The sequence below is a fragment of the Bacillus coahuilensis m4-4 genome (assembly GCF_000171615.1).
Taxonomy (GTDB): Bacteria; Bacillota; Bacilli; order Bacillales; family Bacillaceae_K; genus Bacillus_T; species Bacillus_T coahuilensis.
This window is the reverse complement of sequence record NZ_ABFU01000058.1, coordinates 1-25,194: the sequence shown is the minus strand read 5'-3', so window position 1 is coordinate 25,194 and position 25,194 is coordinate 1. Positions and strand designations below refer to the sequence as shown.

Below are 25,194 nucleotides of genomic sequence, written 5' to 3'. Positions count from 1 at the left end.
GGTGCTCTTTTTTCGTCACAGTCCTAAATACGCTTGGTAGGAGTGTTGCAACCTCCTTGTTAGCGGTCCAGGTTTCCCATCGCCGACCACATGCTGGTCGATTTGGTTCACTGGTACAATTTCCATATTCGTACTGGTAATGAAGACTTCAGAGGCCTGAAACAATTCATCAGAAGAAGCTGCTCGTATGGAAATCGGAAGGGACTCGGTTTCTGCTAATTGTAAGACAGTTTGACGGGTGATTCCGTTTAAGATACGCGTGTTGGCTGGATGGGTGACGAGTGTTCCCTCGATCACCATAAACACATTGCTCAAGGATCCTTCCGTGACAGTATTGTCTCGTAAAAGAATGGCTTCCCCTGCTTGAGCGACTTCTGCTTTCGTTCGGGCCAATGTATTAGGAAGCAGATTTAAACTTTTAATATGGCAGCGAAGCCACCGTTCATCAGGATGTGTGATGGTACGAATCCCTTCTTCGTGTAGGTGGATAGGGCGCGTAAAGGGTTGGGTGTAGACGGTAAACGTGGGGGTAGGGTTGGCCGGCTGCACGTGAGATCGAGGAGCCTCCCCGCGAGTGAGCTGAACATATAAGAACCCTTCAGTCAGAGTATTACGCTCCAAGCATTCTTGAAAGATGAAAAGATAATCCTGAAGATCATTATAGGGCAGAGGTAACGATAGACCTTTTGCGCTTTCAAAAAAACGGTGCATGTGCTCATTGGCCTGAAGAGGAGCGCCGTTGTAAACTCGTATTACTTCATAAATGCCATCCCCAAACACTAAACCACGGTCGTGTATTGAAACGGTAGCATCGGCAGATTCTATCCATTTTCCTTGATGGTACATTATCATATCGAAAACCTCCTTTTTTTGCTAGTTTACCATAGAGAGGGAAGAAGGGAGGACAATGGGGATTTTCTCTTTTGTGTCATCTACCTTCTATTTTGATAGGACAACTTTGACCAATCGGCAATCCTTTAAAACATTCAATCAAAGTTAAGTGGTCAACGATTCCATGTTCTTGTTCTAACCACCCATTTAGAATTCAATGAGAAGTGGATGAAAAAAAGACTAGCGAAAATTCGCTAGTCACGACATGTATCTTTTTGGGTTAACACAACAGGGGACCCAACCATGCCACATCCTTAAAGGCGGGGATGTTCAACCTGAATCCATCAGGTAACATATTAACCCCTTTTGGAATAGTGAAATCACTCATCATCATCATGTGTTTGTCCCTACTGGACAACATATAGAGTGTTCACCTCAACGAGATCTGGATGTGTGCCAGTTCCGTATTTATTCTACTCCCGAGTATTTTTTACCATACCTACCGTAAGACTCTCACCGCAAGTTTTTCTTTTATTCGATCCTTGCGTTTAGCTCGCCTGACTCTTTCTAGATGATGCGAAATAGCTTGTAGAGTGTACTGGATTTTGTAAAATACGTGGACCGTGTATATTTTACAAGAATGATCCTTTCCAAGGAGACAACATGACAGTAGGTTCTCTACGTTCTGTTAGGCATCAACAATCGTCATTTGACTTTAGCAAGTCACTGTTAAAAGAAGTGGACCTATACTGAAAATGGTAGCAGCAGACTTCCTGTTCAGCTTGGCCTTATGTTCCATTGCGCGATTATTCCTTGTCCTAGTTCTTCAACAAACTATTCAGTTTTAGTCGGAACCAACTAGGATGGTTGAGTCTCCTGTGTTGTTAACCGTGTAAGAAAGTGTGAGTTGTTTTTGTCTCTCTCTTTCTTACACCCATAGTATAACACGAAGAGATGGAAAATACTGTGACATAAATGTGAACGCTTACATTTTTGAAAAATACCAACATCACGAAATAAAAACAGCAGATTACTGATGAACGTGCCAATCAGTAATCTACTGTTAGTTGTACTTCCCCGTTACAATGCTTCTCTAATCACGTTTTTGTAATATCTTATGGATAATATTCCAAACAATCAATATAGGACAGTATATTTTGGTAGCTGAATATCTATCAGGACCAAATCAGGCTTTAAGGCTTGGAACTCTTCCATCACGTTTGAAAAATCCTGAACTCCATCTATCGTGTACGACCAAGAAGTGAGTCTTTCTTGGATTTCTTTAAATAATGACTCATCATCCTCTATTAAAAGTATTCGAAACATACAACAACACCCACTCTTTTCCAGTTTCTCTTTATGTCAAAGTGTATCGAAACTTCCATCTTTTTACTAGCAAAAATGTATAGGAATTTACTATACTATTTTTAACAATATTTATAAGTAAGAAAACGTAAAAATTAGGGAATACGTGATAGCACCAGCTCCATATAATCTATCAATCTATTTAGAGGAGGAAGACCATGGATACTCAAACAAAGCTATCTGCTCCTATATTTTTATCAAAGCTTATTACGCAATACGCCTACATTCATGGGAAGACTGTCGGAAAGACAGCAGAAGAGTATATTCGCCAGATCGGACTTCGAACGGGGGAGTGGATCGAAAGCTTTTATCAAGAAGAGGGTCGACCATTTACAGTGGACCAATATGCAGACGTGATTGTAGACCTGAAGAACTCGATTGGTGGAAGATTTACCATTTCATCTGTTCATGAAGATCATGTAGTTGTAAAAGCGACTGCCTGTCCCTTTGGAGACGTGGTGAAAGATGCGCCTCACCTTTGTAATATGACCTCAAGTGTGTTTGGTGGTATTGCATCGCGTAACTTTGGTTATGCAGAAGTTTTTCTTCGTAAACGAATCGCCGTAGGTGATGCCGGCTGTGAGGTTGCCATTTATTTTCAACCGACAGGAAGTGGGACACTAGAATATGTGAAGGGCGAAACGTATGAGAATTTACGCCGAACTCCAGATAATGGGGATCCCTTCCGCTGGGAAGAAGAGACGATCGTCCTCTTAAATGAACAGCTAAGGCGCAGTGACGAAATGGTCTTACGACTATTAGAAGAGCTGGAAGAGCTGCGTGAACAGGTCAGAAATTCATGAAATTTATATAGTGGGCCCCCGGTATCGGGGGCTTGTTTTTTTGAGGTCTACGTGACTTTCCATCTTTGTCATCCTGTATCCGTTGTTCTAAAATAGCTCATAGAAGGACATATGTCCTTTAATCCTTATATAAAACAGGTTAAATTAAACTCATAAAGAAAATCACCCAACAAAATTCTACCAACGCCTATAGGAGGTGTACCGATGCACATGAAAAAAGACGCCCAAGTGGTTCAAAAGTGGTTAAAGGAATATGAATTAGATAAATTGTTTCCTTCTCCGAACTATGAAGAGTTTTCTATTCATACAGTAAACAAAGGAGAACACCTTTGCTCGATAGGAGAAGACATCCATCACTTATATTTTTTAGTTAGCGGAAAGTTGAAAGTCTATACGAATTTACCAAATGGGCGTTCGCTTTTAATTCGGTTTAATCAACCTCTTTCCATTATAGGGGAGCTTGAACTTGTGACAAAGGAGCCAGCGAAGCACAGTGTCGAAACGGTTCAAGAGTCTGTGTTACTTGCTGTGCAGTATGATTACATCTACAAACACCACTATCAGCACCCAGCGTTCTTACGCTATTTACTCCATCATTTGAGTTATCGGTTGTATACAGCATCCAATAGTTCAAGCTTAAATCTACTAACAACTGTTGAAAATCGATTTGCCAGTTACTTGATGAGTATATATAACCCAGAGGAAGGTAGCTTAGTAGAAGAAATCAAAACAGCTAACTTAACAGAAACGGCGGAGCTTCTTGGTACTAGCTATCGTCATCTTAATCGAGTTATTAAAGAACTATGTGAGAAAAAAATGATTCAGCGTAAAAAAGGGGTCGTGTCCATATTAGATCCCGTTCGGTTAGAAACCTTAGCAGATGGAAATCTATATAGATAGGGGGAAGTGTGATGCTTCCAGGAATATTATTTTCTTTATTAGCTGGAATGTTTATTACAATCCTAAGCGTGTTTAATGCCAATGCGAGTGAGAAGATTGGTCTTTGGCAAACGAATACGATTGTACATGGATTAGGTCTTGTCGTATCACTTATTATTTTTATGATGGTACGTGACGGAACATGGAAGGATGTTCAAGAAACCAATAAACTGTATCTTGTAGGTGGAGCACTAGGTGTAGTCATTGTGTTCAGTGTGATGAAGGGAATTGTCATACTTGGTCCAGCGTATTCTGTATCGATTTTATTAATTGCCCAATTACTACTTGCTGTAGTAGTGAATACGTTCGGATGGTTCGGGGTCGAGCCCGTTTCTTTTAGCTTTAGTAAAATGGCAGGAATCATGATGATGATCGGTGGTATCTTAGTGTTTCAATTAAAATAATTTGAACGTTATCATGTGCAACCGTACCGTTACAATAAATAGTTCATCAAGTAGAAAGGCAGCCATCAAAAAGCCAGTCAAGGAGAGTATGATGAACAGTACGACAAAGTAAAATGGGGGTAGGGTGATGGGCCGATTGAAAATGCCTTGGATTATGAAACAAACGTGGAGCAGTTTGTTGTTTGCTCATTATCGTGTGGATTCAGAACATTTGCAAAGCCTGCTTCCATCTTGCTTGGAAGTGGACCTCTTTGATGCGAGTGCATGGGTGAGCGTTGTTCCTTTTGAAATGAATAATGTTCAGATACGAGGAACGGGCGGCATATTCGCTCAGAGCTTTTTAGAATTGAACGTTCGAACCTATGTGAAATTTGGGAAGAAGCCAGGAGTGTATTTCTTTAGCTTAGATGCGAACCATCCTCTTGCCGTCACCTTCGCGAACGTTACGTACGGTTTACCTTATTTACATGCGGATATGTCCATAGAGAAGTCTCATACCATTTTGTTTAACAGCATTCGAACGGACAAGAGAGAACGTGTAGGTAGGTTTGAAGCAGACTATACTCCCGTAGGTGAACCATTTAAGAGTAAAAGAGGATTCCTCCCTTACTGGCTAACAGAGCGGTATTCGCTATTTGTTGTGAAAGGAAAAAGCATCTTTGAAGGAAAAGTGGACCATCCACCTTGGCGGCTTCAACAGGCAGAGGTTACCTTTTATCATCACACAGTAGCAGAGAGTATAGGTGTAAGATTGCCGGAAAGTCCAGAACACGTGCATTATTCAGATACGCTTGATGTAAGGATCTTTCCGCTGAATAGGGTGGGAACCTATCACCATTAAAAGGATGGGAAACCCCATCCTTTTCATCGTATAAAAAGTGTCTAGTGACCGAGCGGAGCCGCCATGACAACGGTCCGCCCACGTATTCAACTACCATTTTTACTTTCCATTCCCAATCATTTCTGTATAGATGGCAACAGCAAGACCGATGGTAACGGTAAACGACATAAGCATTAAGGTCATGCATAGCTCTCCTTTCTCGTCTGACGACGGAATAGTTGACGAAGACCAGGCTGCACGTAGCGATCAAGACCAATTCTTCCTGCTTGAGTGGCAAAAACGATAAGGATGACTTGTAAGATCATCATTTGTAAGTCAAGTCCTGCTTGAAATGTCATCAGGAACGAAAAGTTCATAATGGCACCCATCAAGGCAGAGAATCGGAGGAAAATACCAGCTAACAAGGCAATCCCTACGCATAATTCTCCAACGGTAACTAGCGCTTCAAAAATATCCGTAAAAGGTAACACAAAGATCTTCATAAAACCTGCCCAAAATCCAGGTAGCTGACCACTGTTCACTTGTCCCTCAAGCATCGGTCCTATATTAAAATCATACACAAGTTTGTTTTCCGCATTGCTTAACCACATATAGCTTAAATACACACGAACAATCACAAAAGCCCATGCGACAAGGAGACTATTTTTTAAAAAAGACTTCATTTTTACTCCTCCTTTTAAAATGTGACAACTTTGTGAATTTGTTCACATTATTGTCTAAAATAATTTCCCTGTTCAAATGAAAGGGAAGGAAGCTTACTTATTCTTACACTTATAGTTGTACAACATATGTTCGGAATGTGCAAAGGTTTTACACTATCCCGATGTGTTTTACTCTTTAATTTAGTATATTTCGGAAAAGTTATCCGTGATAAGGGAGAATGTGACAAATTTTAGACAGTTCCTCTCTTAAGTATAGGGTTACCCTAAAATGAAGAAGGGTGAACATAGTAGAGCACATCCGTACAGGATGACTCTACAAAGTGATATACTTTTATTAAATCTAACTCTAAAATATACTGAAGTCATACGTTTTAGATAGCTGGGAAAGCAACATGGTACCAGCTGTACTGTTGCCATTTGAATCGATGGCAGGTCCATATACACCAATCCCGTACCCTTGATTTGGGCAAGAGTGATCGTCTAAACAAGTTGGCGGAACGGAAGCAACAATACCACCTGACACTCCACTCTTTGCTGGAATTCCTACATTCGCTGCAAATTTACCAGATGAATTGTACATACCGCACGTAACCATTAATACTTTTGCAATACGGGCGACCTCTTTGGGAAATATCTTTTCTCCAGTTATCGGATTCACACCGTTATACGCGATGATTAGTCCGATCTTAGCTAATTCATCTAATCGAACGGTAATGGAGCATTGCTTTAAATAAATGGCTAGAGCATCTTCCACTTCAAGCTCCAAAAGGTTTGATTCTTTTAAATAGTAGGCAAGTGCACGGTTTCTGTGAGCCGTATTCCATTCTGATTCATACACTTCTTCATCTAGATGGGGCCGTTTACCGATGAGTTTCTCTAAAAAATACTAAAAACAGGCGAAACTTATCTTCAATCGTCTCACCAGGTAGCATGGAGGATACTGTAATAGCACCTGCATTTATAAGTGGATTAAAGGGTTTGCCGGGACGATGAATCTCAAATGGAATAATGCTATTAAAGGCTTCACCTGTTGGCTCGACGTCGACTTTTTCTAACACACTTTCAATACCATAATACGTGCAAGCGGAAATAAAGCTAAGGATTTTCGAGATGCTCTGAAGGGTAAAGGAGACATCCCAATCCCCAGAACACACAGTTTCTCCTTGATGATCCATGACTACGATGCCTAATTTGGATGAATCCTGCCTAGCTAGTGCGGGAATGTATTGAGCGGTCTGACCTAGAATGGTATGGGACCTATTTTCTTTTATATAATGGGTTACTTGTTCTTCCGTAAAGGGAAAGCTCATGTGGCAACGTTCCTTTCAGATAGTTTTTATTAAGCTTCCCTATTAGGAATAATTCATGTTTTGTGAAGGTATTTTATAGAAAGGCAATATGAAATCATGGGATTCGTTATGATCTCATATAACGGAATGAGGTGAGTGAATGGCAATCATGTCGATAGATGGTGCTATATTATTATTTTCAGTGATGTTACTTATAGGAGTGGTGACCACCAAGTTTTCTACTAGGCTTGGCCTTCCTTCTCTTGTTCTCTTTATTGCTGTTGGAATGGCGTTAAGTCATTACATATACTATGATAATGCAGCGTTAACTCAACTATTTGGTGTCGTGGCTCTTATTGTTATTTTATTTGAAGGGGGTCTCCAAACACAGTGGACCTCTATGAAGAAAGTGTTGGCACCTTCTGTCACCTTAGCCACACTAGGGGTTGTGGTGACCTCCTTATTAATCGGAGTGATTGCAAAATTCACGTTAGACTTAACGTGGCTTGAAGGGATTTTATTCGGTTCTATTGTAGGTTCAACCGATGCGGCTGCCGTATTTGCAGTTCTAGGGAATAAGAATATTGAAAAACGATTAACGAACACTTTAGAAGCAGAATCGGGTACGAATGATCCGATGGCCATCTTTCTTACCGTAACATTTATTAGCTTGATTCAAATTACTGAATTCAATGGCATTGGATTAGCTTTCTCCTTTGTTTGGCAAATGGGGTTTGGTGTTTTGATGGGGATTTTGTTTGGGAAAGGTTCTCTTTGGATTATTAATAAGATAAATCTAGATTCGTCAGGGTTATACCCTGTCTTGTCGTTTTCACTTGCCGTATTAACATACGGGGTTACGACTCTATTGGGGGCGAGCGGCTTTCTGGCTGTTTATGTGATGGCCGTGTTTTTAGGGAATTCAGATTTAACGTATCGCCATTCTATTTTTAGATTTAATGAAGGCTTTGCTTGGATGATGCAAATCTTAATGTTTGTGTTGCTTGGATTACTAGTATTCCCTGGTCAATTACTTGATGTTGCATGGGAAGGGGGTATGGATCGCCCTTATTCTTATGATTGTCGCAAGGCCACTCGGGGTATTTGCCAGTTTAGCTTTTTTCCCGTATTCGTTAAAAGAGAAAATCTTTATCTCCTGGGGTGGTTTAAAAGGCGCGGTACCGATTGTTCTAGCTACCTTCCCCCTGCTTGCAGGAATTGAGAATAGTGGGCTCATCTTCAATGTTGTGTTCTTCGTTGTCCTCTTATCTGCCCTTGTTCAAGGAGCTACCATCAATCCAATAGCCAAGCGACTGGGATTGTCCAAAGGAGAAAAACAGCAATCGAATTATAGCTTAGAGCTAGTGTCTCTTGGGAAAACAAATAATGAAATTGTTGAATTTACAATAAGTGATTACTCGAGCGTGGTAGGAAAAGAATTAAAGGATATCACCTTACCTGATTCTACCCTTATAACAGCTGTCATTCGAGACAGTAAGCTGATTACACCCGTGGGTGAAACTCGTTTATGTAGAGACGATATCGTCTATGTTCTACTGCAAAAGGATAAGCGAGAAGCCATCAAGAAACTGTTTAATCAACTACCAGAAATAGAATGGAAACCGAAAAAAGTGACCCTATTCCATGATTAGGGTCACTTTTGTAGTGGGTTACGTAATAATGCTCTCTGCTCGACGAGAGGTTTCTCCCATTAAATGAGCAATCGATTGTTGATCATTGGTTAATGTTTCAATGGTTGCCGTCATTTCTTCAAGACTAGCAGTAGACTGTTCAATGATGGCGGCTAGCTCATTGGTTGAAGCCTCTACACTAACGGTTTCGCCGTTCACCTGCTCTGCTAAAGAGAGGAGGGTCTGTACATGAGAAGAGAGATTCTCAAACACCGCGACTGTGTTCCCAAAGGCAGTGGATACAGCTCTGGTAGATTCCTGACCTTTCTCAATATACTCCGTACTTGTACTCATTTTTTCCAACGCTTCTTCATTATTTTGGTTTAATTTTAAAAGATTTTCATTTATACGATCTGTAGTGAGGCTACTCATTTCTGCAAGCTTTCGAATTTCTTCTGCAACAACAGCAAAGCCTCTTCCTGCTTCACCCGCTCTAGCCGCTTCAATGGAAGCATTTAATGCAAGTAAGTTGGTTTGATCGGTGATTTCTTTAATTTTACCGGTAAAAGAATTTGTCTCTTGAATCGTTTCAGTTAATTCTTTGAACGAGGCGTTCATGTCGCGAAGGATGGCTGCTAAAGAGTTCATATCTACGGTTAAGCTTGTCATTTTCTCTTCACTTTCACTAACCATGACTTTAGCTGACGTAGCGTTCTCACCCAAGCTTGATGATACTTCGAATAATTTTTTCATAGAGTTTTTAGTGCTTTTAGCGTGATCGGCAATATCACTAATTTGTTCCGATTGAGTTTGACTACCAGTCGCCACTTCATTAATAGCGATGCGCATTTCCTCTTGTGAGGATAGGCCAGTCTGAACTTGTGCATTCACTGTGGATAAGTTATCTAAAATATTTGTGACATCTGTTGTTAATTGAATGTGGCGTTCTTCCTGAGTGGCAGCTTCTGCTAGAGTTTGTTCCATTAAGTGCTGAAGAGACTCGTTTTGTTTTCGATTTAAGTAAATCATGACACCTAAAACAACTCCACTTAACAAGTAGACAAGGAAGGTAACAATGTACAGAGAGCGAGTGCTGTCATCTAGTGACATGGTACTATAGGATAAAAATAAACCAATAGCTCCTAACACGTACCCAACGATAAAGATGGATCGCTTAAGATGAATTCCAGAAATGAGCATTAAAAATAAAAACATAGGAATTAAGTCTAAGCCTGTTTCAAAAATAAAAAGGGATGCAATGGTAAATCCGTATGGGACGATAATACTAGTTATAGGAAACAGCTCAGCTTTTTTTAAAACAACTTGAAACAAAATAAAATAAAAAAAGAAAAACAGAATCAGTTCACTTCCATACAACCAAATTTTGTCATAATCAGATGATGATATGACCTTTCCTAAAGCTACTACTAACGAGAGGGAGAAGGTGATAAACATTAATAAGTTTTTCTTTCTTATATCTCGTTTGTTCATTTCGTTGATTGAGGTGAATTCTTCACGATTCTCCATAGTTTGTCCCCCTAAAAATTTCGGTATATAGGATAATGTTCCTATTATAATTATATCGGATTCTGTCGAAAGTTTATACGCAAAATTAATTTGCGTTAGGGGAAACCAGAAATATCCTCATGTTGAGATTTTAACGAAAATATGTCAACAACTTCTCTCCTTTTTCACTCACACGATATCCTTTTCTATCTTTTGTAATCCATTCCATTTGTTCTAGTTTTTTTAATTAGTTTAAAACAATCTCTTTCTGTTAAAGTGCTGAAAAGGCCAAAAATAGACGATTGATCCAATGATTGTTTTCTAATGGAAGAAGATGTCCCTCCAGAGAGTAACTTAGTCAACACATGAATAGGGTGATTGGTTAACGATTGAATTCCGTTTAATATTCCTAGAATCTCTTGGTAGGTAACGGGAAGATGGTTGATTGAAAAAGAAATCTCTTTCTTTTCAATATGGAACTGTTCGATTTGATCTTTCAGGGTTTCTATGGTTTGCTGAATCTCCTTTTCTACCTGATCAAGTGACGTTTCTCTGAGTCTTCCAAATACGTTTAATGAAGGCAAGGAAAATTGACTCATCCACAATAAGTAAGAAGGATGAGGGCTCGCAGGTACCTTACTATGAAAGAGCTCTAAGACCAGTGTCTCGTCCACCTGCTCACTGTAGTGCTGTTGGGTTGGTAAGCTATCTCGTTGCGAAAGTAAAGACATGGACTGATTGATTAAAGGAAGTTTCTTTATATGAGAAAGTTTGAACAGGGTCAGTATGATCTCACCGTTTTTCTCTGCCAATTCATTAAATTGACGTTCAACCGTATGAATTCTTTTCACAGCCTGTTCAAAGGGAGGATCACCTTCGAACGTTATCTTTCCTGACTCTACATCATATATCCATACCTTACCGCACTCCACGCATTCGCACTGTATCGCCTGATCGACGTACCGTGGTGTAAGGTTCTTTTCATGATGGCACCAAACGGGCATCATGCGATAAGGTCTCATAATAATGTCCACCCGCTGTCTCCAGAAGGCTACATCTTCTGGAGGAGACAATAATGATAATAAGGAAGAGCGATTCATGTTCTCTACACTATTTACGACCGTCTTTTTCTGTTCAGCTAGCTGAACAAATGGGTGGTTGTGATAGGCGTCAACGATTTTATTCACCCAATCTTCTTTTGATAGGAAAGAAAGATTGGCACAAAAAGTATATTCCTCTAGTGCGCTTTTAAGGAACTCTTTCATTTTAGGACGAGACAGGGTAGTGAGATCCACTGGGTACATCCATTCACTCTTCAATGGAATCCCGTGCTGAGGGGAAAAGTACGTCCAAAGTATGTGCTCAGGTTTCAGGATGGTAGGCAAAAGCTTCTCTTCACTTGTGAAGAATAGAGGAAAATAGGCTTCCGTTTCCAGTGATAAAAATCGTTGGATTTGTTGTTTTTGTGCTGTTTGTAGAGATAGCTCTCGGAGTGTCTCTTGAAATCTCTCTAAAAATGCTCGCTCTGTTTTATGTCCTATTGAACGAATACGCTTGTTCTTCTTTCCTATGGGCACAATGGCGAGAAGGGGATACTCTTCAAAATAGTAGCTATGATTTTGTAAGCTCATGTTATTCACCTTCAATGTTAAATTCTGTTGTATGTATTATAAGGATAGGGTCAACTAAAATATAATTTGGATGGGCTATAAAGAAAATAGAAATGATGTTTTTAAATTGTGCAGCTACGGGTCATAAGATATGGATAACATAGTTTGGGTATAGTGCTAAAGAGGTATATAGAAGAATAAAAGGAGGTAATCCCATGGCGAAACTTTTCAAGCGCTTAATGAAATGGGGACCTATTCTTTACCCTTTATATAAGAAGTATCGTGGAAATAAGAGAAAGACTAGAAAACTGTAGTAGAAATCATGATCATGTGTGCCCCGCCTATTGAGGCGGGGTTTTTGTGTTGAAGAGAGGATGTAAAAGTAGAGAGAAGCGGCATAGCCAGTGTTCCAAATGAGATCTTGCAGAATAGGTTTGAAGTTCGAGACAACCTTTAAAACCTCAAGGAATTATCAAAATAGTGAGAGAAATTATCAAATCATGAAAAAGAATCTCTGAATCAAAAGAAAAAAGAATGATTGATTCTCCTATTCTAGTATTCTAGTGGATTTTTTAAGTATCTAGTATAGTTGTCCTTCCTTTCCTACTAGTCTTGCATATATTGCACTATAAAGTTAAGGAGGTGAAGAACTGATGGGATGCTGTAATTACCAAAATAATCGTGGAGATGTGTTAGGAGCATTTGATGAGGATTTCAAAGTAAAGGTTAACGCCTTTGTGGATGGTGAAGATTTCTGCCGGGGAGTCCGTCGCTGCTTAATTAACGATTTAGTAGCTGGAGCAATGGATGATGATAACGGACGCAAGCGTCATTGTCGCCGTGGAAGCTGGATTTAATTTACTAGGGTATAGCATATTTTACTAGCGTGAGTATATTCAACCATTCAAATTTTACTCTACCTCATATAGTAATAGAGAAGGAGGTGAAAGAATAATGGGATGCTACCGAAACAATGATAACAATGATGTATTAGGCGCATTTGATGAGAATTTCAAAGTGAAAGTTAACGCCTTTATTGATGGTGAAGATTTCTGTCGTGGGGTCCGTCGCTGCTTAATTAACGATTTAGTAGCTGGAGCAATGGACGATGATAACGGACGCAAGCGTCATCATCGCCGTGGAAGCTGGATTTAATAGATGAAAGATTACCCAAAACCTGCAACTGTAACCTCGAACCTCCATGAAATTCCCTCCTAAAAATGGTGAACGAGCGAACAAAAAAGACCCAAAGAGGCTACCTCTTTGGGTTACTTTTCTTCTTATACCTGCTCAACAGATTTTCCTTGAGCTGTTACTTTCGTAGTGCCATTTACCTTTGGAATCGTATCATCTTTTAAATACGTAGCATAGTGTTGATTCCATCTTGCGAGAGATAACCAATACAGCAATACCGTGATTATGATGATTCCAAGTACAACTGGCCAGAACATAGTAGAGACAATAGTTCCTTCAGCGGCAAGACCTATCGGAGAGAACAATACATACGTGATTGTAACGGCAGAAAGTAACACAATGCTCATTGGTAATGCATATTTCCATGGTGTTAAGCTAACCTGTGCATCTGGTTTAAATACGTACGCTCTCTCAGTTGGACGAATCCATCCAATAAGTAGCATTAAGGCAACTTCTGCCACAAATAAAATTCCATATACGTGAATGAAGTTAATAGACAGTGCTAATCCGAATAATTGCTCTGTTCCCCAAACAATCATGTAATAGGTAAATACATGAAGAACAATGACAAGCTTGGCTGCAAACGGAGGCACTCGTTTCGCTAACAATCCTACGAGTAAAACCGCGATAATCGGAATGTTGAAAAACCCTGTGAATCGTCGAATTAAATCCCATAGTCCATCTGTGGCATTGACTAATAAGGGGGAGATACACATGGTAATGACGGCTAAAAATGCGCCAAACCACTTACTCACAAGTATCAATCGTTGATCATTTGCCTTCGGATTGAAGACAGGCTTATAAATATCTAACGCAAATAATGTAGCTGCACTGTTTAAAAGGGAGTTGAACGAGCTTAAAACAGCACCAAGTAATACAGCTAAGAAGAATCCAGTTAAATACCACGGAAGTACATCCGCAATCAAGGCAGGGTAAGCTAAATCTACACTGCGTAAAGAGTCTCCGTAAAGATGAAAGGCAATGACTCCTGGAAGCATCATCATAAAGGGTACAAGTAGCTTGTAGAACCCTGAAATGACAACCCCTTTTTGTCCCTCGGCAAGGCTTTTCGCCCCTAGAGTACGTTGAATAACGTACTGGTTAGACGCCCAGTAGAAAAGATTGGCGAATATCATACCGGTAAAAATGGTCAGAAACGGAACAGAATCAGAGCTGTCTCCGATGGAGTTTAATTTCTCAGGAGAGGATACCGTAATTTCTTTCATTCCAGATAAAATATCGCCACTGCCTAGGGCATAAAATCCTAGAAACGGTACAAGTATTCCGATAATTAATAACCCAATTCCGTTTAACGTATCTGAAACGGCAACGGCTTTAAGCCCACCAAAGATCGCATAAATACTTCCAATAATTCCAATAATCCAAATGATCAGCCAAATAGAACCGGTATAGGAAATATTCAGTAGAGTAGGAACATCAAAAAGCTTTAAAACAGCTAGAGCACCTGAATACAGCATGGATGGAATGGTCACAAATACATACCCTAGCATAAATAGGATTACCGTGTAACGACGAACCCCTTCGTCAAAGCGTCTACTCAAGAACTCTGGAATGGTGGTAAAATTGCTGCTTAAATACTTTGGTAGCAAGTATAACGCCATAATGATAATGGCGAAGGAAGCCGTGACTTCCCACGCCATATTGGACAGGTTCGTACGAAAAGCTTGTCCGTTTAACCCGACTAATTGTTCAGCGGACAGGTTTGTGAGTAACAGGGAACCAGCAATAAACGTTCCCGTTAATCCCCTACCTGCTAAAAAGTAGCCAGTGGAATCATTGACAGATCCCTTCGTTTTTTGATAGGAGATCCAAGCTACTAACCCCATGAAGAATACACAGGTAATAAGAGTGAAAAGTAAGCTGTTCATTTCCATAGATACGTCCTCATTTCAATGTTATCGTTGGATAACATTTGCCCACTTTCTTCTTATTTAAAACCTGTCCGTCCAAAATTAGTAAGAGAGTCCCCCTGTATTTATTAGCACCACTCGAAAACCATGGTCATCTTCAAATGTAATTCCCTTATCTTCCCAGTAGGGGTTTTCTGGTGTGCATGGGTCATAACCTATGTTTTTCATTCGCGCTGTGATGGAGACAATGTCTCTCAATTCTTCAATATAGAATACGAGTAATTGATCCTTCGTCTGTGCTATGCATGGACTTCCATCTTTATGAGAGGTGAATTCAACGTGATAGGGAGTCCCATGGATCCCAAACATAATCCCGTCATATCCATTATGATCATGAAATTCACCTACTCACGAAAGCCCTAATCCTTGTTCATAAAATGTGATGAGCTTATCCATTTGATTTGTTGGTCTTGCCACTCTAAACTGAACTGCCTTCATCGTGCTCACTCCTTTTTTCTATTAGTTTACAAGGGTATCTGTCAAATGCCTATCTACCACTACCATATTTTACAAAGATTCCTTAAGCATTATTAGTTGTCGTACTGTGTGTAAAAGGGTACTATAGTTGTATATTCATTTAATACTACATGTGAATGTTTTCACAATTATAATACACTTCATGTTGATTAAAAGGAGATGTGCCTAGTTTGAACCCATTAAAGACGATTGCTAAATCTCAAAAAGCGGCGAGATGGCTACTCATGTGCCTTGCTGTCTTATCAGGTGCTACCATTATTGCCCAAGCCTATTTCTTTATGAGAATCGTTGAGCTTGTATTCCTAGAGGGGGCTTCTATTCAAGAAGTAGTTCCGTATTTAGGTGGTTTACTGGGTGTACTTTTATTGCGGGCTACACTCTCATATGGAAATGGCTATATCGGGATTAAGATGGCCTCAAAGGTGAAAAATCAGTTTCGTGAGAAGCTGTTATCTTCCTATAAAGATAATCCACTTCAAGGAGCCCTAGAAGGAAAATCAGGAGAGAAAGTGAGCTTACTTGTGGATGCCGTGGATGAGATCGATAGTTATTTTAAAAGCTATGTACCACAAGTGATTCAAACGTCCATTGTGCCTCTGATGATCCTAGTGGCGGTGTCGACTCAGCATATCTATTCTGGACTTATCATGATGATAACAGCACCGTTTATTCCTATTTTTTATATTGTTGTAGGAATTAATACGCAAAAGAAGTCAGAGGAACAGCTAGAACAAATGACGCTTTTTTCTGGTAGGTTTCTTGATACCCTTCAAGGTCTGTCGACATTAAAATTGTTCGGACAAGGGAAAAAGCAACGAGATGAGATTCGAAAAAGTAGTGAAGGCTTTAGAGATTCAACGATGAAGGTTCTTCAGGTTGCCTTCAACTCTTCATTGAAGCTTGAGTTTATTTCCATGTTAAGTATAGGCTTGATTGCTCTTGAAATTGCGCTAAGACTTGTCGTGTTTCAAACCGTTACGTTTTCAACAGCTTTTTTCATTTTAATTCTAGCCCCTGAATTTTATCAGCTGTTAAAAGAGTTAGGCAGCGCCTTTCATACAGGACGCGGGAGTATGGGTGCTGCGAAAAAGATATCAGAACAGTTTTCAGTTCCAGTGAATAAGCCTGTTTGGGGAGATCGTGTCATGGTTGCTACTTCACCACTATCCATTGAAATACAAGATCTATCCTTCCAGTACGGAGATGGATTTCAGTTAAAAGAAGTGGGAGCCGAGCTGAAGCCGTATGAGAATATAGCCGTTGTTGGAAGAACAGGCTCAGGGAAAACCACACTATTATCCCTAATTGCAGGCCTCCTTCCACCTACTAGTGGGACGCTACTTGTAAACGGTATTCCCTTATCCCATTACAGGGAGTCTGAGTGGTTCCGTCGTATTACGTATATTTCTCAATCTCCTTATTTATTCTCAGGAACAATTCGGGAGAATATTGTGATAGGAACAGACCGTGAAGTGTCTGATACCGAGTTATTTGAAGCGTGTAAAAAAGCAGGACTAATGGAGATGATTGAGTCTTTTCAGCACGGGGTGGAGACAGAGATTGGAGAAGGCGGTCGAGGTCTTTCAGGAGGAGAGCAGCAGCGGGTTGCCTTAGCCCGAGCCTTTTTAAAGAAACCGAGTCTTATCTTATTTGATGAACCCACGACAGGTCTTGATCTTCAAACAGAGAGGATCCTTCAAAAAAGCATGAAAGAGCTGTCAGAATATTCGACGGTCATTACCGTTGCCCATCGTCTTCATACGATTCAAGAAGCGGATCGGATTCTTTTCCTTGAGAATGGTCAAGTGCTTGGATGTGGAACACATGAAGAATTACTAGAGACGGTTCAAGATTATCGTGAGATGATTCGTACACAGCAGGAAGGAGTGGCGTTGTGAGAGATGTACACATCATGATGAAGCTTATTGCAAGAGAAAAACGAGATGTCCTCCTATCCATTGCGTGCGGATTTGTCGCTGGAATTACAGCTGTGGGGCTGTTTTCGTCCAGTGGTTATCTTATTTCTAAGGGAGCGTTAACTCCTCCCTTATATACATTGACGGTTCTTATCGCCTTATTAAAGTTATTCGGAATAGCGCGAGCCGTGAGCCGGTATGGTGAGCGGTATTTCTCTCACCGAGCAACATTTACCATCCTAAGTCATTTGCGTGTGAACTTTTATGAGAAGCTTGAACCGTTAGCGCCAGGGATTTTCCGAAAATACCGAAGTGGGGATCTATTATCTAGAATCGTAGGAGATGTAGACAGTCTTCAAAACTTCTTTTTACGCGTCTATTATCCACCGATCGTGCTAGTTCTTGTTTTTTTAAGCACCATCTTTTTTACTACCTTTTACAGTCTATATTTAGCGCTAGTCCTACTCGCTGGTTTATTTCTGACGTCTTTTCTTATTCCTGCTTATTTTGCGTTCAGACAAAGAGGAGTGCAGGAGTTGATGAGAATTCGTCGTGGTGAGCTGTCAACGGAGGCAACGGAGCTACTTTACGGGTTTAGGGAGCTAAAAATTTATCAAAAGTTAGACACGAAGGAAAGGGAAGTACAGCAGCTTGGCCAAAGCTATGTGAAAGAACAAGAAAAACAAAGCATTCAATCTGTAGCCAATCAGACAATGAACCTAGGGGTATCGTTACTCATTTCATGGACCATGTTATTGGTTGGTGCTTACTTAGTCAGTACTGGACAATTAAATGGCGTCTTTCTTGCCATGCTTGTGATGCTTTCTCTTACTGTATTTGAGAATGCCGTCCCGATGGCCATACTTCCCATCCATTTAGAGGATAATCGTCATGCAGCCAACCGATTATACTCAGTAGTAAAAGGTGAAGAAGGAGTGAAAGGGACGGAAAAGCTTGCTAGTACAGCCTTTGAATTCGAACTGAATCATGTTCACTATACCTACCCTGAGGAAGAGAGAGAAGCTCTTTCGGATGTAACGATTCGATTGCCGAAAGGAAGTAAAACGGCCATCGTGGGTCCTAGTGGTTCGGGTAAATCCACATTATTTCAACTTCTTCTTGGAATCATTGAGCCAACAACTGGAACGATGAAGATAAACGGCAAGAATGTTAAGGACATTGACCGTGAGTCACTATGGGCTCTGACCAATGTAGTGTTGCAAGAAAATCACTTCTTCCATGGAACACTTGAAGATAATCTGAGGATTGCAAAAGAGAATCTATCTCCTGAAGAGATGAAGGTTGCACTCGAACGAGTCAATCTAGGGCATTTCTCATTAGACAATCGGGTGTTAGAAAAAGGAGGGAATCTATCAGGTGGAGAAAAGCAAAGAGTAGCGATTGCTCGCGCGTTACTAAAAGGTGAATCCACTTGGCTCCTTGATGAACCAACCTCCTCTCTAGACTTATTAACAGAACAAAAGATATACCATGAACTTTTCCATCAAGGAGAAGAGAATACGGTCATTATCATTAGTCACCGTTTAACACAGCTTGAAAAAATGGACAGAATCATTGTGATGGAAAAAGGAAAAGTGAAGGAAGTTGGAACCTTTTCTGAACTAATGGAGAAAAAAGGGGCTTTTTATGAACTTAAGCAAGTAGAACGAACGGTCGTTGGGGTTTAATAGTAGATAGAAAAAAAGGAAGAGACCCCTGGATTCTCTTCCTTTTTACCCTTTAAAATGCTTTCCATCATATCGAACACGCATTTTTTTAACCATCCATTTTCCGAGTGCCATCAGCCCTTTGATGATTAAAAAGGCTATGAAAAACAATAAAAATCCCCACAGGCCAATAACGGCATCTGCGAACTCCATATTTCCACGGTTCGTGATCTTCTGTTGAATTTCAATGGCAAAGACAATGACCACCATAACTGTAAATGTATAAATAAACGAAATAGCCGTAATACTCCACTTGGACAACCATTTAAACACAATTTGTACTCCAAAAAAGAAAAGGATCCCGATAATCCCCATAATCCACAAATGCAGCTGCTTATCATTTAACTCTAGACCGAGACTATTGGTAAAATAAATAAAAAAGTCATGAAGCTCATTTACAACCTCAGCAATAAATAAAATAATTTCTTTCATAGAGCACCTCCTCCTGTACATTATCGTACCGACTCAACCTATTATAAAGTATACATTGCTTAGAGAGGGGAAAATCAACATGAATAGTGTGGACAAAGCCATTCAATTTACAGCCTGTGCCCACGATGGTCAGTACCGAAAAGGAACGGATATCCCGTATATCACCCATCCATTTACCGTTAGTATGATGCTCCAAAAAGAAGGGGCAACGGTCGAGCAAGTTGTGGCGGGATTTTTACATGATACGGTAGAGGATACAGACGTAACCTATAGCATAGTAGAGAAGGAATTTGGAGAAGAGATTGCCAACTTAGTCAGGGCTTGCTCTGAATCGGATAAGTCAGCTTCGTAGGAGGAGCGAAAACAAGAAACCATTCTAAAGATGAAACATGTAGATGAGAAGGCGATTCCCGTTATTTTAGCTGACAAAATACATAATTTATCTTCGTCGTATCAAGATTATTTAGTTGTAGGAGACAGAATTTGGGACCGGTTCAATAGGGGGAAGGATCAGCAACAGTGGTACTATGAATCCCTTGTACAGGCTATGAAAGAAAGAGGGGTACAAGGTTCCTTGTTTGACGAGTTTGCAGAACTGGTAAAGAAGATGTTTTCCTGACCTTGTTCCTTTCGTATATTTTGGAGAAGTAGATAGAAGATAAAGAAGATACGTCTGACCATCTATACAGGAGGGGCAACACGATGTGGAATGCCTTAATGTGGGGAGCAATTTCAGGTTCTGCTACATTTATTGGTTCGTGGATTGGTTTATATGTTCATCTCCCTAAAAAGTGGATTGCGATGATTATGGCACTTGGGACAGGCGCATTAATTGGGGCAACGGCCTACGAGCTACTAGGCGGGGCGGTTAGGGAAGATGGAATTGTAACTTCTTCCATTGGCTTTTTAAGTGGAGCCTTGGTGTTTACGCTTTTTGATACTTGGATTTCTAGCCGAGGAGGAGGAAAGCGTAAGCGATCTAAGGAGGTAGAGGAAAAAGAAGATCAAAGTGGTCTCGCCATTTTCTTTGGTACGTTACTAGATGCCATCCCAGAGTCTGCCATGATAGGGCTTAGCCTTATTAGCGGTGGTTCCATTAGCTTTGCCCTTGTTACAGCCATTTTTATTAGTAATCTTCCAGAAGGTCTGTCAAGCTCTGTTGGACTTGCAAGAAACGGATACAGTAAAAGGAAGATTTTATTCTTATGGAGCATTGTACTTTTTCTTTCAGCCTTTAGCTCCTTAGGGGGAGCCCTTTTACATGACTATGCTTCAAGTACGGTGAAGAGTCTACTTAGTGCCTTTGCAGGTGGAGGGATTATAGCGATGGTGAGTTCTACGATGCTTCCTGAAGCCCATGAAGAAGGAGGGCCTTTGGTAGGGTTGCTTACAGCTGTAGGGATATTGATTTCACTTATTCTTCATGAGCTCGGATAAATGGTTAAGGGAGTAAAGGAAAGGGAAGATACGGGTAAAAAGGGGAAGGTTTTATGCCGGAAGGTCCTGAAATTAGACGAGCAGCAGATCAGGTGGAAAAAGCCATCAAAGGAAGAACGATTGAAGAGATGTATTTTGCTTTCCCTCACCTCGAGGAATTCGAAGAACTTTTTCGCGGGGCAACGTGTATTCGTGTCGATACAAAAGGAAAAGCCATGCTTATCAGGTTAGACAATGGCTATACGATTTATTCTCATAATCAACTGTACGGTCGCTGGTATAGTAGAAATGTCTACAACTATCCGAAAACCAATCGGGTCCTGCGGATGGCCATACATAATGAGAAGAAATCAGCACTTTTATATAGCGCTTCAGATATTGACGTACTAAGAAATGAGGAGGTAGAGAACCATCCTTTTATCAAGAAGGTGGGGCCTGATATTTTAAGTGAGCGAGTGACAGCAGAGGAACTAGTGGAGCGTTTCCATCAGAAGCGATTCTACCGGCGTATGTGGTCTGGGCTTCTTTTGGATCAGGCCTTTATAGCGGGGATTGGGAATTACCTACGCTCTGAAATCCTCTATATGGCGAGAATTCATCCCACACTTCGCCCCGTGGACTGCTCCCTCTCTCAGTTAGAAAGTTTGGCAGAGTCCACGATTCATCTGATGGTCCAATCGTATAAAATGGGAGGAATTACGAACAACCTAGAGCTTGTTGAACGATTAAAGAAACAAGGAGTCAAGCGATCAAAGTACCGACACTGGGTATTTAATAGGGAGGGAGAATCCTGTTTTCAATGCGGGAGAGAAATTGAAAAAATGATGGCTGCTTCCAGAAGGGCTTACTATTGTCCTTATTGTCAGCGGTTGTAAATGAAAGAAGGATTTTTACGAGTATGTATAGAAAACTCTCTTAACAAAGTAGGGGAGTAAGATGAAATCATGAAAAATTGGACGGAGTTTGAAGAAAAGAAACAAGACAGGGGATGGTGGGAACAAAAGGTTCAAGAGGTGCTGCGAATAGAACACCTGACTTGGTCCTCTATAGAGAAATTTAGTACGGGGACGATGATGGTGTACTCCATTGATCGAAGAGTTGTTGTGAAGTTATTTTCCCTGTTTGAACGGGAAATTTACCGTTCAGAAGTGGATGTTCTGTTAAACCTTCATAAGGACTCTCTTCCTGTATCCATTCCAACGCTTATAGGATCGGGAGAGCTTGAAGAAGAGCTCTTATATATTGTGATGAGTCAGCTAAGAGGTGAGCTACTTCTCGATTGCTGGGACGATTTATCACAGAATGAAAAAGCTCAAGTGGCAGAGGATTTAGGAGACCTTATTTCTAAGGTTCACGCACAGCCAGGTGAAGATTTTAAACATGTTCCGAGTGAATTTGACTCGTTTTGCCTGCGCCGTCTAGAGAATATAAAAGAGTATCACAGAAACACAGGCTTAAGAGCACATTTAATTGAGCAAATCCCTGCATTTTTGGGAGATTTTACGGTAGACTCTAAGGAAAATTGGCGTCTATTAACAGGTGAATATACGCCATTTAATTTGATGATGACCGATTCGAATGGATTTAGAGAGTTAAGTGGGTTAATAGATTTTGCAGACTGTTTTTTAGGAGACCGTCTTTATGATTTGCTTGGGCCTATTGTCTTTAATTTAAACCAAGAAGAAGGATTAACCAAACGCTTTTTACTAAGCTACGGATTCCATGAGAAGGAGCTTGGAGTAGCATTACAGCATCAATTATTAAGATATCTACTTCTTCATCAGTATGCTGATATTCCAAGCTATTTACGAGCGTTAGGTGTAAAAGATGAAGTACAATCATTACAAGAGCTTAGTACCATAGTATTTCCACTATAAGGAGGATGTTGTATGAACGAGAACGAACAATTGGAGTTAGCTACCTTTGCCGGAGGATGCTTCTGGTGCATGGTATCACCGTTTGATGAACTACCTGGCATCCATGGAATTGTCTCAGGTTACACGGGTGGTCATACTGAAAATCCTACGTATGAAGAAGTTTGCTCTGATACAACGGGCCACTACGAAGCGGTTCAAATCCAGTTCGATCCAGACGTGTTTCCCTATACGAAATTGCTTGAGTTGTTTTGGCAACAAATTGACCCAACGGATGCAGGGGGACAGTTCAATGACCGTGGAGATTCGTACCGTACCGCAATCTTTTACCATAATGACAAACAACGTGAGTTAGCGGAACAATCGAAGGCGGAACTTGAAGCATCTAAGAAGTTCAATGCGCCGATTGTGACAGAAATTCTGCCGGCAAAGCCGTTTTACCGCGCAGAAGAAAAGCATCAAGATTACTATAAAAAGAATAGCTTCCACTATAAAATGTACCGTGAAGGCTCAGGGCGAGGACGATTTATCCGTGAGAACTGGAAAAAGGATTACCGTTCTGAGGTAGATAAACTTAATGAAATGCAACGGTATGTTACGCAAGAAAACGGGACAGAGCCTCCCTTTCGAAATGAATACTGGGACAATAAAAAAGACGGCATCTACGTCGATATCGTCTCGGGTGTCCCGCTCTTTAGTACAACGGATCAATACGATGCGGGCTGCGGTTGGCCGAGCTTTACGAAACCGCTGAAGCGACAAGATTTAGAAGAAAAATTGGATACGTCACATGGCATGAGACGTATTGAAGTTCGTAGTTCAGAAGCCGATAGTCATCTTGGTCATGTGTTTGATGATGGGCCAATGGAGCATGGGGGTGCTCGTTATTGTATCAATTCTGCCGCTCTTCGATTTGTTCCAAAGGAGCAATTGGAAGAGGAAGGGTACGGGGAGTATTTGAAATTATTTAAATAATTGCTGTTGAAGAACATCCTATTGTGGGTGTTCTTTTGTTATTCCAATAGAATTCGGTTTCTGACATGCTACAATAAAAGGAAAAGGAGTAGAAAGGCTCATGTCAAAAATAAAAACTAAAAAGGGATCAATATGGACAAAGAAACGCGCTGCCGTCACTATCATACAGTTCAGGATATTATTGCGCTAAAGTTTAAGTGCTGTGACACCTATTACCCATGCTACGAATGTCACCAAGTATTAACCGACCATGAGCCTGTACGATTCCATCCTATACAGGACGCACAGGAGAAAGTAGTGCTTTGTGGGCATTGTCAAACAGAATGGACGATAGGAGAGTATTTACAGAGTAACTCTGCCTGTCCCGCTTGCCATTCATCGTTTAATCCCGGCTGTAAATCACATCTTCATTTGTACTTTGATGGTGTCTGAGCCATCTCCCGTTAGCAACAAAAATCATAGGGATGAAGAGGCAATTCTTTTGGGAACAGCCAAGCAGGTCCAAGGGAAGGGTCCGCCCAGTGCCACGCCCCAAATGCCGCTACGAGGGCATCGAAACAATGGCTTGTCGTTACTCTTCCCCTAGGAATATGTTGAAGTCCCTGATCCTCTAACCAATCTAGTAGTTCTCCTAGCCTTCTAGGCTCACTTTTATAGTTTAAAATGTGGTCATGCCACTGAGAGTCGTGAACTATCCTCGCACCTAAAATCGCTCCAGGGTGAACCTCCGCTATTTTTACACCGGTAAAATTCGCCTCAATCTCACGTGTTAATCGAATCCCTCTTAACGTTAAATACACCATGCGATTCATGGTCGGAGGCATAATAGAGCCAGATTTCATCCCTATCGAGACGATGAATTGTCGAAGAGCTCGGTCACTTGGCCTGTCACCACCTCCATCCTCATAGGATAATGGAGAATCGATCCCAATAGCTACCTCACCTAATCGACTATAACATTCGACCCTTTCTAAAATCGTAACATCGCTTACCCCCTCTAAAAGCTCCATTACCTGAAGTGTGCCCTCTTCATTGGTGCAAATAGCTAAGCTTGTATCCTTATGATTGCTTGGTCCTGATAAATCTAACCCCATAATGAACATGGTGGTGACCTCCAGTATGTTTGATTTCTGTTTACGACCCTTGTATGGACTCCTATTCTAGCGGATGGGTTTCTTTTTAAACCATACCATATATGGTTGGGAGTGTTGTGGGTATGTGGTCATGGAAGGGAGTGCGCCACTTACTTATCTAGGATAAAATGGGAGGATCGTGACGCGTTTTGGAAAGCGCGCCACTTATCAGGAATAGCGGGGAGGATGGAGATGCGACCGGTGAAGCGTGCCGCTC

21 protein-coding genes and 5 pseudogenes are annotated in these 25,194 nt (G+C 40.8%); 16 read left to right on the top strand and 10 right to left on the bottom strand.

Features of this window, described 5'->3' with window-relative positions; genetic code table 11:
* Positions 1-15: 15 nt before the first annotated feature.
* On the bottom strand, positions 16-846 hold the full coding sequence (gene dat, locus M44_RS14625) for a D-amino-acid transaminase (protein ID WP_237705304.1): 831 nt from the start codon (positions 844-846) through the stop codon (positions 16-18).
* 1,137 nt (positions 847-1,983) lie between these two features.
* Positions 1,984-2,157 (bottom strand): annotated as a pseudogene (locus tag M44_RS14615) (response regulator); the annotation flags it as partial.
* Between the two features lie 197 nt (positions 2,158-2,354).
* Between M44_RS14615 and M44_RS14610 the strand changes: the two are divergent.
* From M44_RS14610 to M44_RS14595, 4 genes are all read left to right on the top strand, one after another.
* Entirely contained in the window at positions 2,355-2,999 is a 645-nt protein-coding gene (locus tag M44_RS14610) for a methanogen output domain 1-containing protein (protein ID WP_010174699.1), read from the top strand.
* 204 nt (positions 3,000-3,203) lie between these two features.
* Positions 3,204-3,899, top strand: coding sequence for a Crp/Fnr family transcriptional regulator (locus M44_RS14605; RefSeq protein ID WP_010174697.1), 696 nt, complete (start codon positions 3,204-3,206; stop codon positions 3,897-3,899).
* Positions 3,900-3,910: 11 nt separating this feature from the next.
* The gene (locus M44_RS14600) at positions 3,911-4,342 is read left to right on the top strand and encodes a DMT family transporter (protein ID WP_010174696.1); all 432 of its coding nucleotides are present in this window, start codon (positions 3,911-3,913) and stop codon (positions 4,340-4,342) included.
* 127 nt (positions 4,343-4,469) lie between these two features.
* Positions 4,470-5,183 carry a YqjF family protein gene (locus M44_RS14595; protein ID WP_010174694.1) on the top strand — a complete coding sequence of 238 codons (714 nt, stop codon included), beginning with the start codon at positions 4,470-4,472 and terminating at the stop codon, positions 5,181-5,183.
* Positions 5,184-5,362: 179 nt separating this feature from the next.
* On the opposite strand, the gene M44_RS23555 is transcribed toward M44_RS14595, so the two are convergent.
* Both M44_RS23555 and M44_RS23550 read right to left on the bottom strand, forming a co-directional pair.
* Entirely contained in the window at positions 5,363-5,845 is a 483-nt protein-coding gene (locus tag M44_RS23555) for a DoxX family protein (RefSeq protein WP_010174692.1), read from the bottom strand.
* Between the two features lie 346 nt (positions 5,846-6,191).
* Positions 6,192-7,155, bottom strand: a pseudogene (locus M44_RS23550) (glutaminase).
* A 139-nt stretch (positions 7,156-7,294) separates the two neighbouring features.
* On the opposite strand from M44_RS23550, the pseudogene M44_RS23545 reads away from it, so the two are divergent.
* Positions 7,295-8,786: pseudogene (locus tag M44_RS23545) on the top strand (potassium/proton antiporter).
* A gap of 18 nt (positions 8,787-8,804) precedes the next feature.
* Here M44_RS23545 and M44_RS30025 read toward each other — a convergent pair.
* Together M44_RS30025 and M44_RS14565 are read right to left on the bottom strand one after the other, a co-directional pair.
* A pseudogene (locus M44_RS30025) lies at positions 8,805-9,314 on the bottom strand (methyl-accepting chemotaxis protein); the annotation flags it as partial.
* Positions 9,315-10,477: 1,163 nt separating this feature from the next.
* Positions 10,478-11,902: an RQC-minor-2 family DNA-binding protein gene (locus M44_RS14565; RefSeq protein ID WP_010174688.1), complete on the bottom strand. Its 1,425-nt coding sequence runs from the start codon at positions 11,900-11,902 to the stop codon at positions 10,478-10,480.
* 632 nt (positions 11,903-12,534) lie between these two features.
* Here M44_RS14565 and M44_RS14555 point away from each other — a divergent pair.
* A complete protein-coding gene (locus tag M44_RS14555; RefSeq protein WP_010174684.1) occupies positions 12,535-12,738 on the top strand; it encodes a hypothetical protein in 204 nt (67 codons plus the stop codon).
* A gap of 97 nt (positions 12,739-12,835) precedes the next feature.
* Positions 12,836-13,036, top strand: coding sequence for a hypothetical protein (locus tag M44_RS14550; protein WP_010174682.1), 201 nt, complete (start codon positions 12,836-12,838; stop codon positions 13,034-13,036).
* Positions 13,037-13,161: 125 nt separating this feature from the next.
* Here the strand turns inward: M44_RS14550 and M44_RS23540 are convergent, their stop codons facing one another.
* Positions 13,162-14,970, bottom strand: a complete 1,809-nt coding sequence (locus M44_RS23540) for a solute:sodium symporter family transporter (RefSeq protein ID WP_010174680.1) — start codon at positions 14,968-14,970, stop codon at positions 13,162-13,164.
* 78 nt (positions 14,971-15,048) lie between these two features.
* Positions 15,049-15,444: pseudogene (locus M44_RS23535) on the bottom strand (VOC family protein).
* Between the two features lie 209 nt (positions 15,445-15,653).
* Between M44_RS23535 and cydD the strand changes: the two are divergent.
* Positions 15,654-17,381, top strand: coding sequence for a thiol reductant ABC exporter subunit CydD (cydD, locus tag M44_RS14535; protein ID WP_010174677.1), 1,728 nt, complete (start codon positions 15,654-15,656; stop codon positions 17,379-17,381).
* Complete coding sequence (gene cydC / locus M44_RS14530; RefSeq protein WP_010174676.1) at positions 17,378-19,087, top strand: thiol reductant ABC exporter subunit CydC; 1,710 nt, start codon at positions 17,378-17,380, stop codon at positions 19,085-19,087. Before cydD ends, cydC begins: the two co-directional genes overlap by 4 nt.
* A gap of 45 nt (positions 19,088-19,132) precedes the next feature.
* Here cydC and M44_RS14525 read toward each other — a convergent pair whose 3' ends face one another.
* The gene (locus M44_RS14525; protein WP_010174675.1) at positions 19,133-19,558 is read right to left on the bottom strand and encodes a hypothetical protein; all 426 of its coding nucleotides are present in this window, start codon (positions 19,556-19,558) and stop codon (positions 19,133-19,135) included.
* 79 nt (positions 19,559-19,637) lie between these two features.
* Here M44_RS14525 and M44_RS25525 point away from each other — a divergent pair, with 79 nt between their 5' ends.
* From M44_RS25525 to M44_RS26400, 7 genes are all read left to right on the top strand, one after another.
* Entirely contained in the window at positions 19,638-19,910 is a 273-nt protein-coding gene (locus M44_RS25525; RefSeq protein ID WP_010174674.1) for an HD domain-containing protein, read from the top strand.
* A gap of 30 nt (positions 19,911-19,940) precedes the next feature.
* A complete protein-coding gene (locus tag M44_RS25520; protein WP_010174673.1) occupies positions 19,941-20,177 on the top strand; it encodes a hypothetical protein in 237 nt (78 codons plus the stop codon).
* 83 nt (positions 20,178-20,260) lie between these two features.
* Positions 20,261-20,995, top strand: coding sequence for a ZIP family metal transporter (locus tag M44_RS14515; protein WP_010174672.1), 735 nt, complete (start codon positions 20,261-20,263; stop codon positions 20,993-20,995).
* A 53-nt stretch (positions 20,996-21,048) separates the two neighbouring features.
* A complete protein-coding gene (gene nei / locus M44_RS14510) occupies positions 21,049-21,870 on the top strand; it encodes an endonuclease VIII (RefSeq protein WP_010174671.1) in 822 nt (273 codons plus the stop codon).
* A gap of 69 nt (positions 21,871-21,939) precedes the next feature.
* Positions 21,940-22,872 carry a phosphotransferase family protein gene (locus tag M44_RS14505; protein ID WP_010174670.1) on the top strand — a complete coding sequence of 311 codons (933 nt, stop codon included), beginning with the start codon at positions 21,940-21,942 and terminating at the stop codon, positions 22,870-22,872.
* 12 nt (positions 22,873-22,884) lie between these two features.
* Complete coding sequence (gene msrA, locus M44_RS14500) at positions 22,885-23,844, top strand: peptide-methionine (S)-S-oxide reductase MsrA (protein WP_010174669.1); 960 nt, start codon at positions 22,885-22,887, stop codon at positions 23,842-23,844.
* A gap of 132 nt (positions 23,845-23,976) precedes the next feature.
* A complete protein-coding gene (locus M44_RS26400) occupies positions 23,977-24,276 on the top strand; it encodes a CHY zinc finger protein (protein WP_010174668.1) in 300 nt (99 codons plus the stop codon).
* Positions 24,277-24,287: 11 nt separating this feature from the next.
* Here M44_RS26400 and M44_RS14495 read toward each other — a convergent pair whose 3' ends face one another.
* Positions 24,288-24,947: a DUF429 domain-containing protein gene (locus M44_RS14495; RefSeq protein WP_010174667.1), complete on the bottom strand. Its 660-nt coding sequence runs from the start codon at positions 24,945-24,947 to the stop codon at positions 24,288-24,290.
* Between the last annotated feature and the right edge of the window lie 247 nt (positions 24,948-25,194).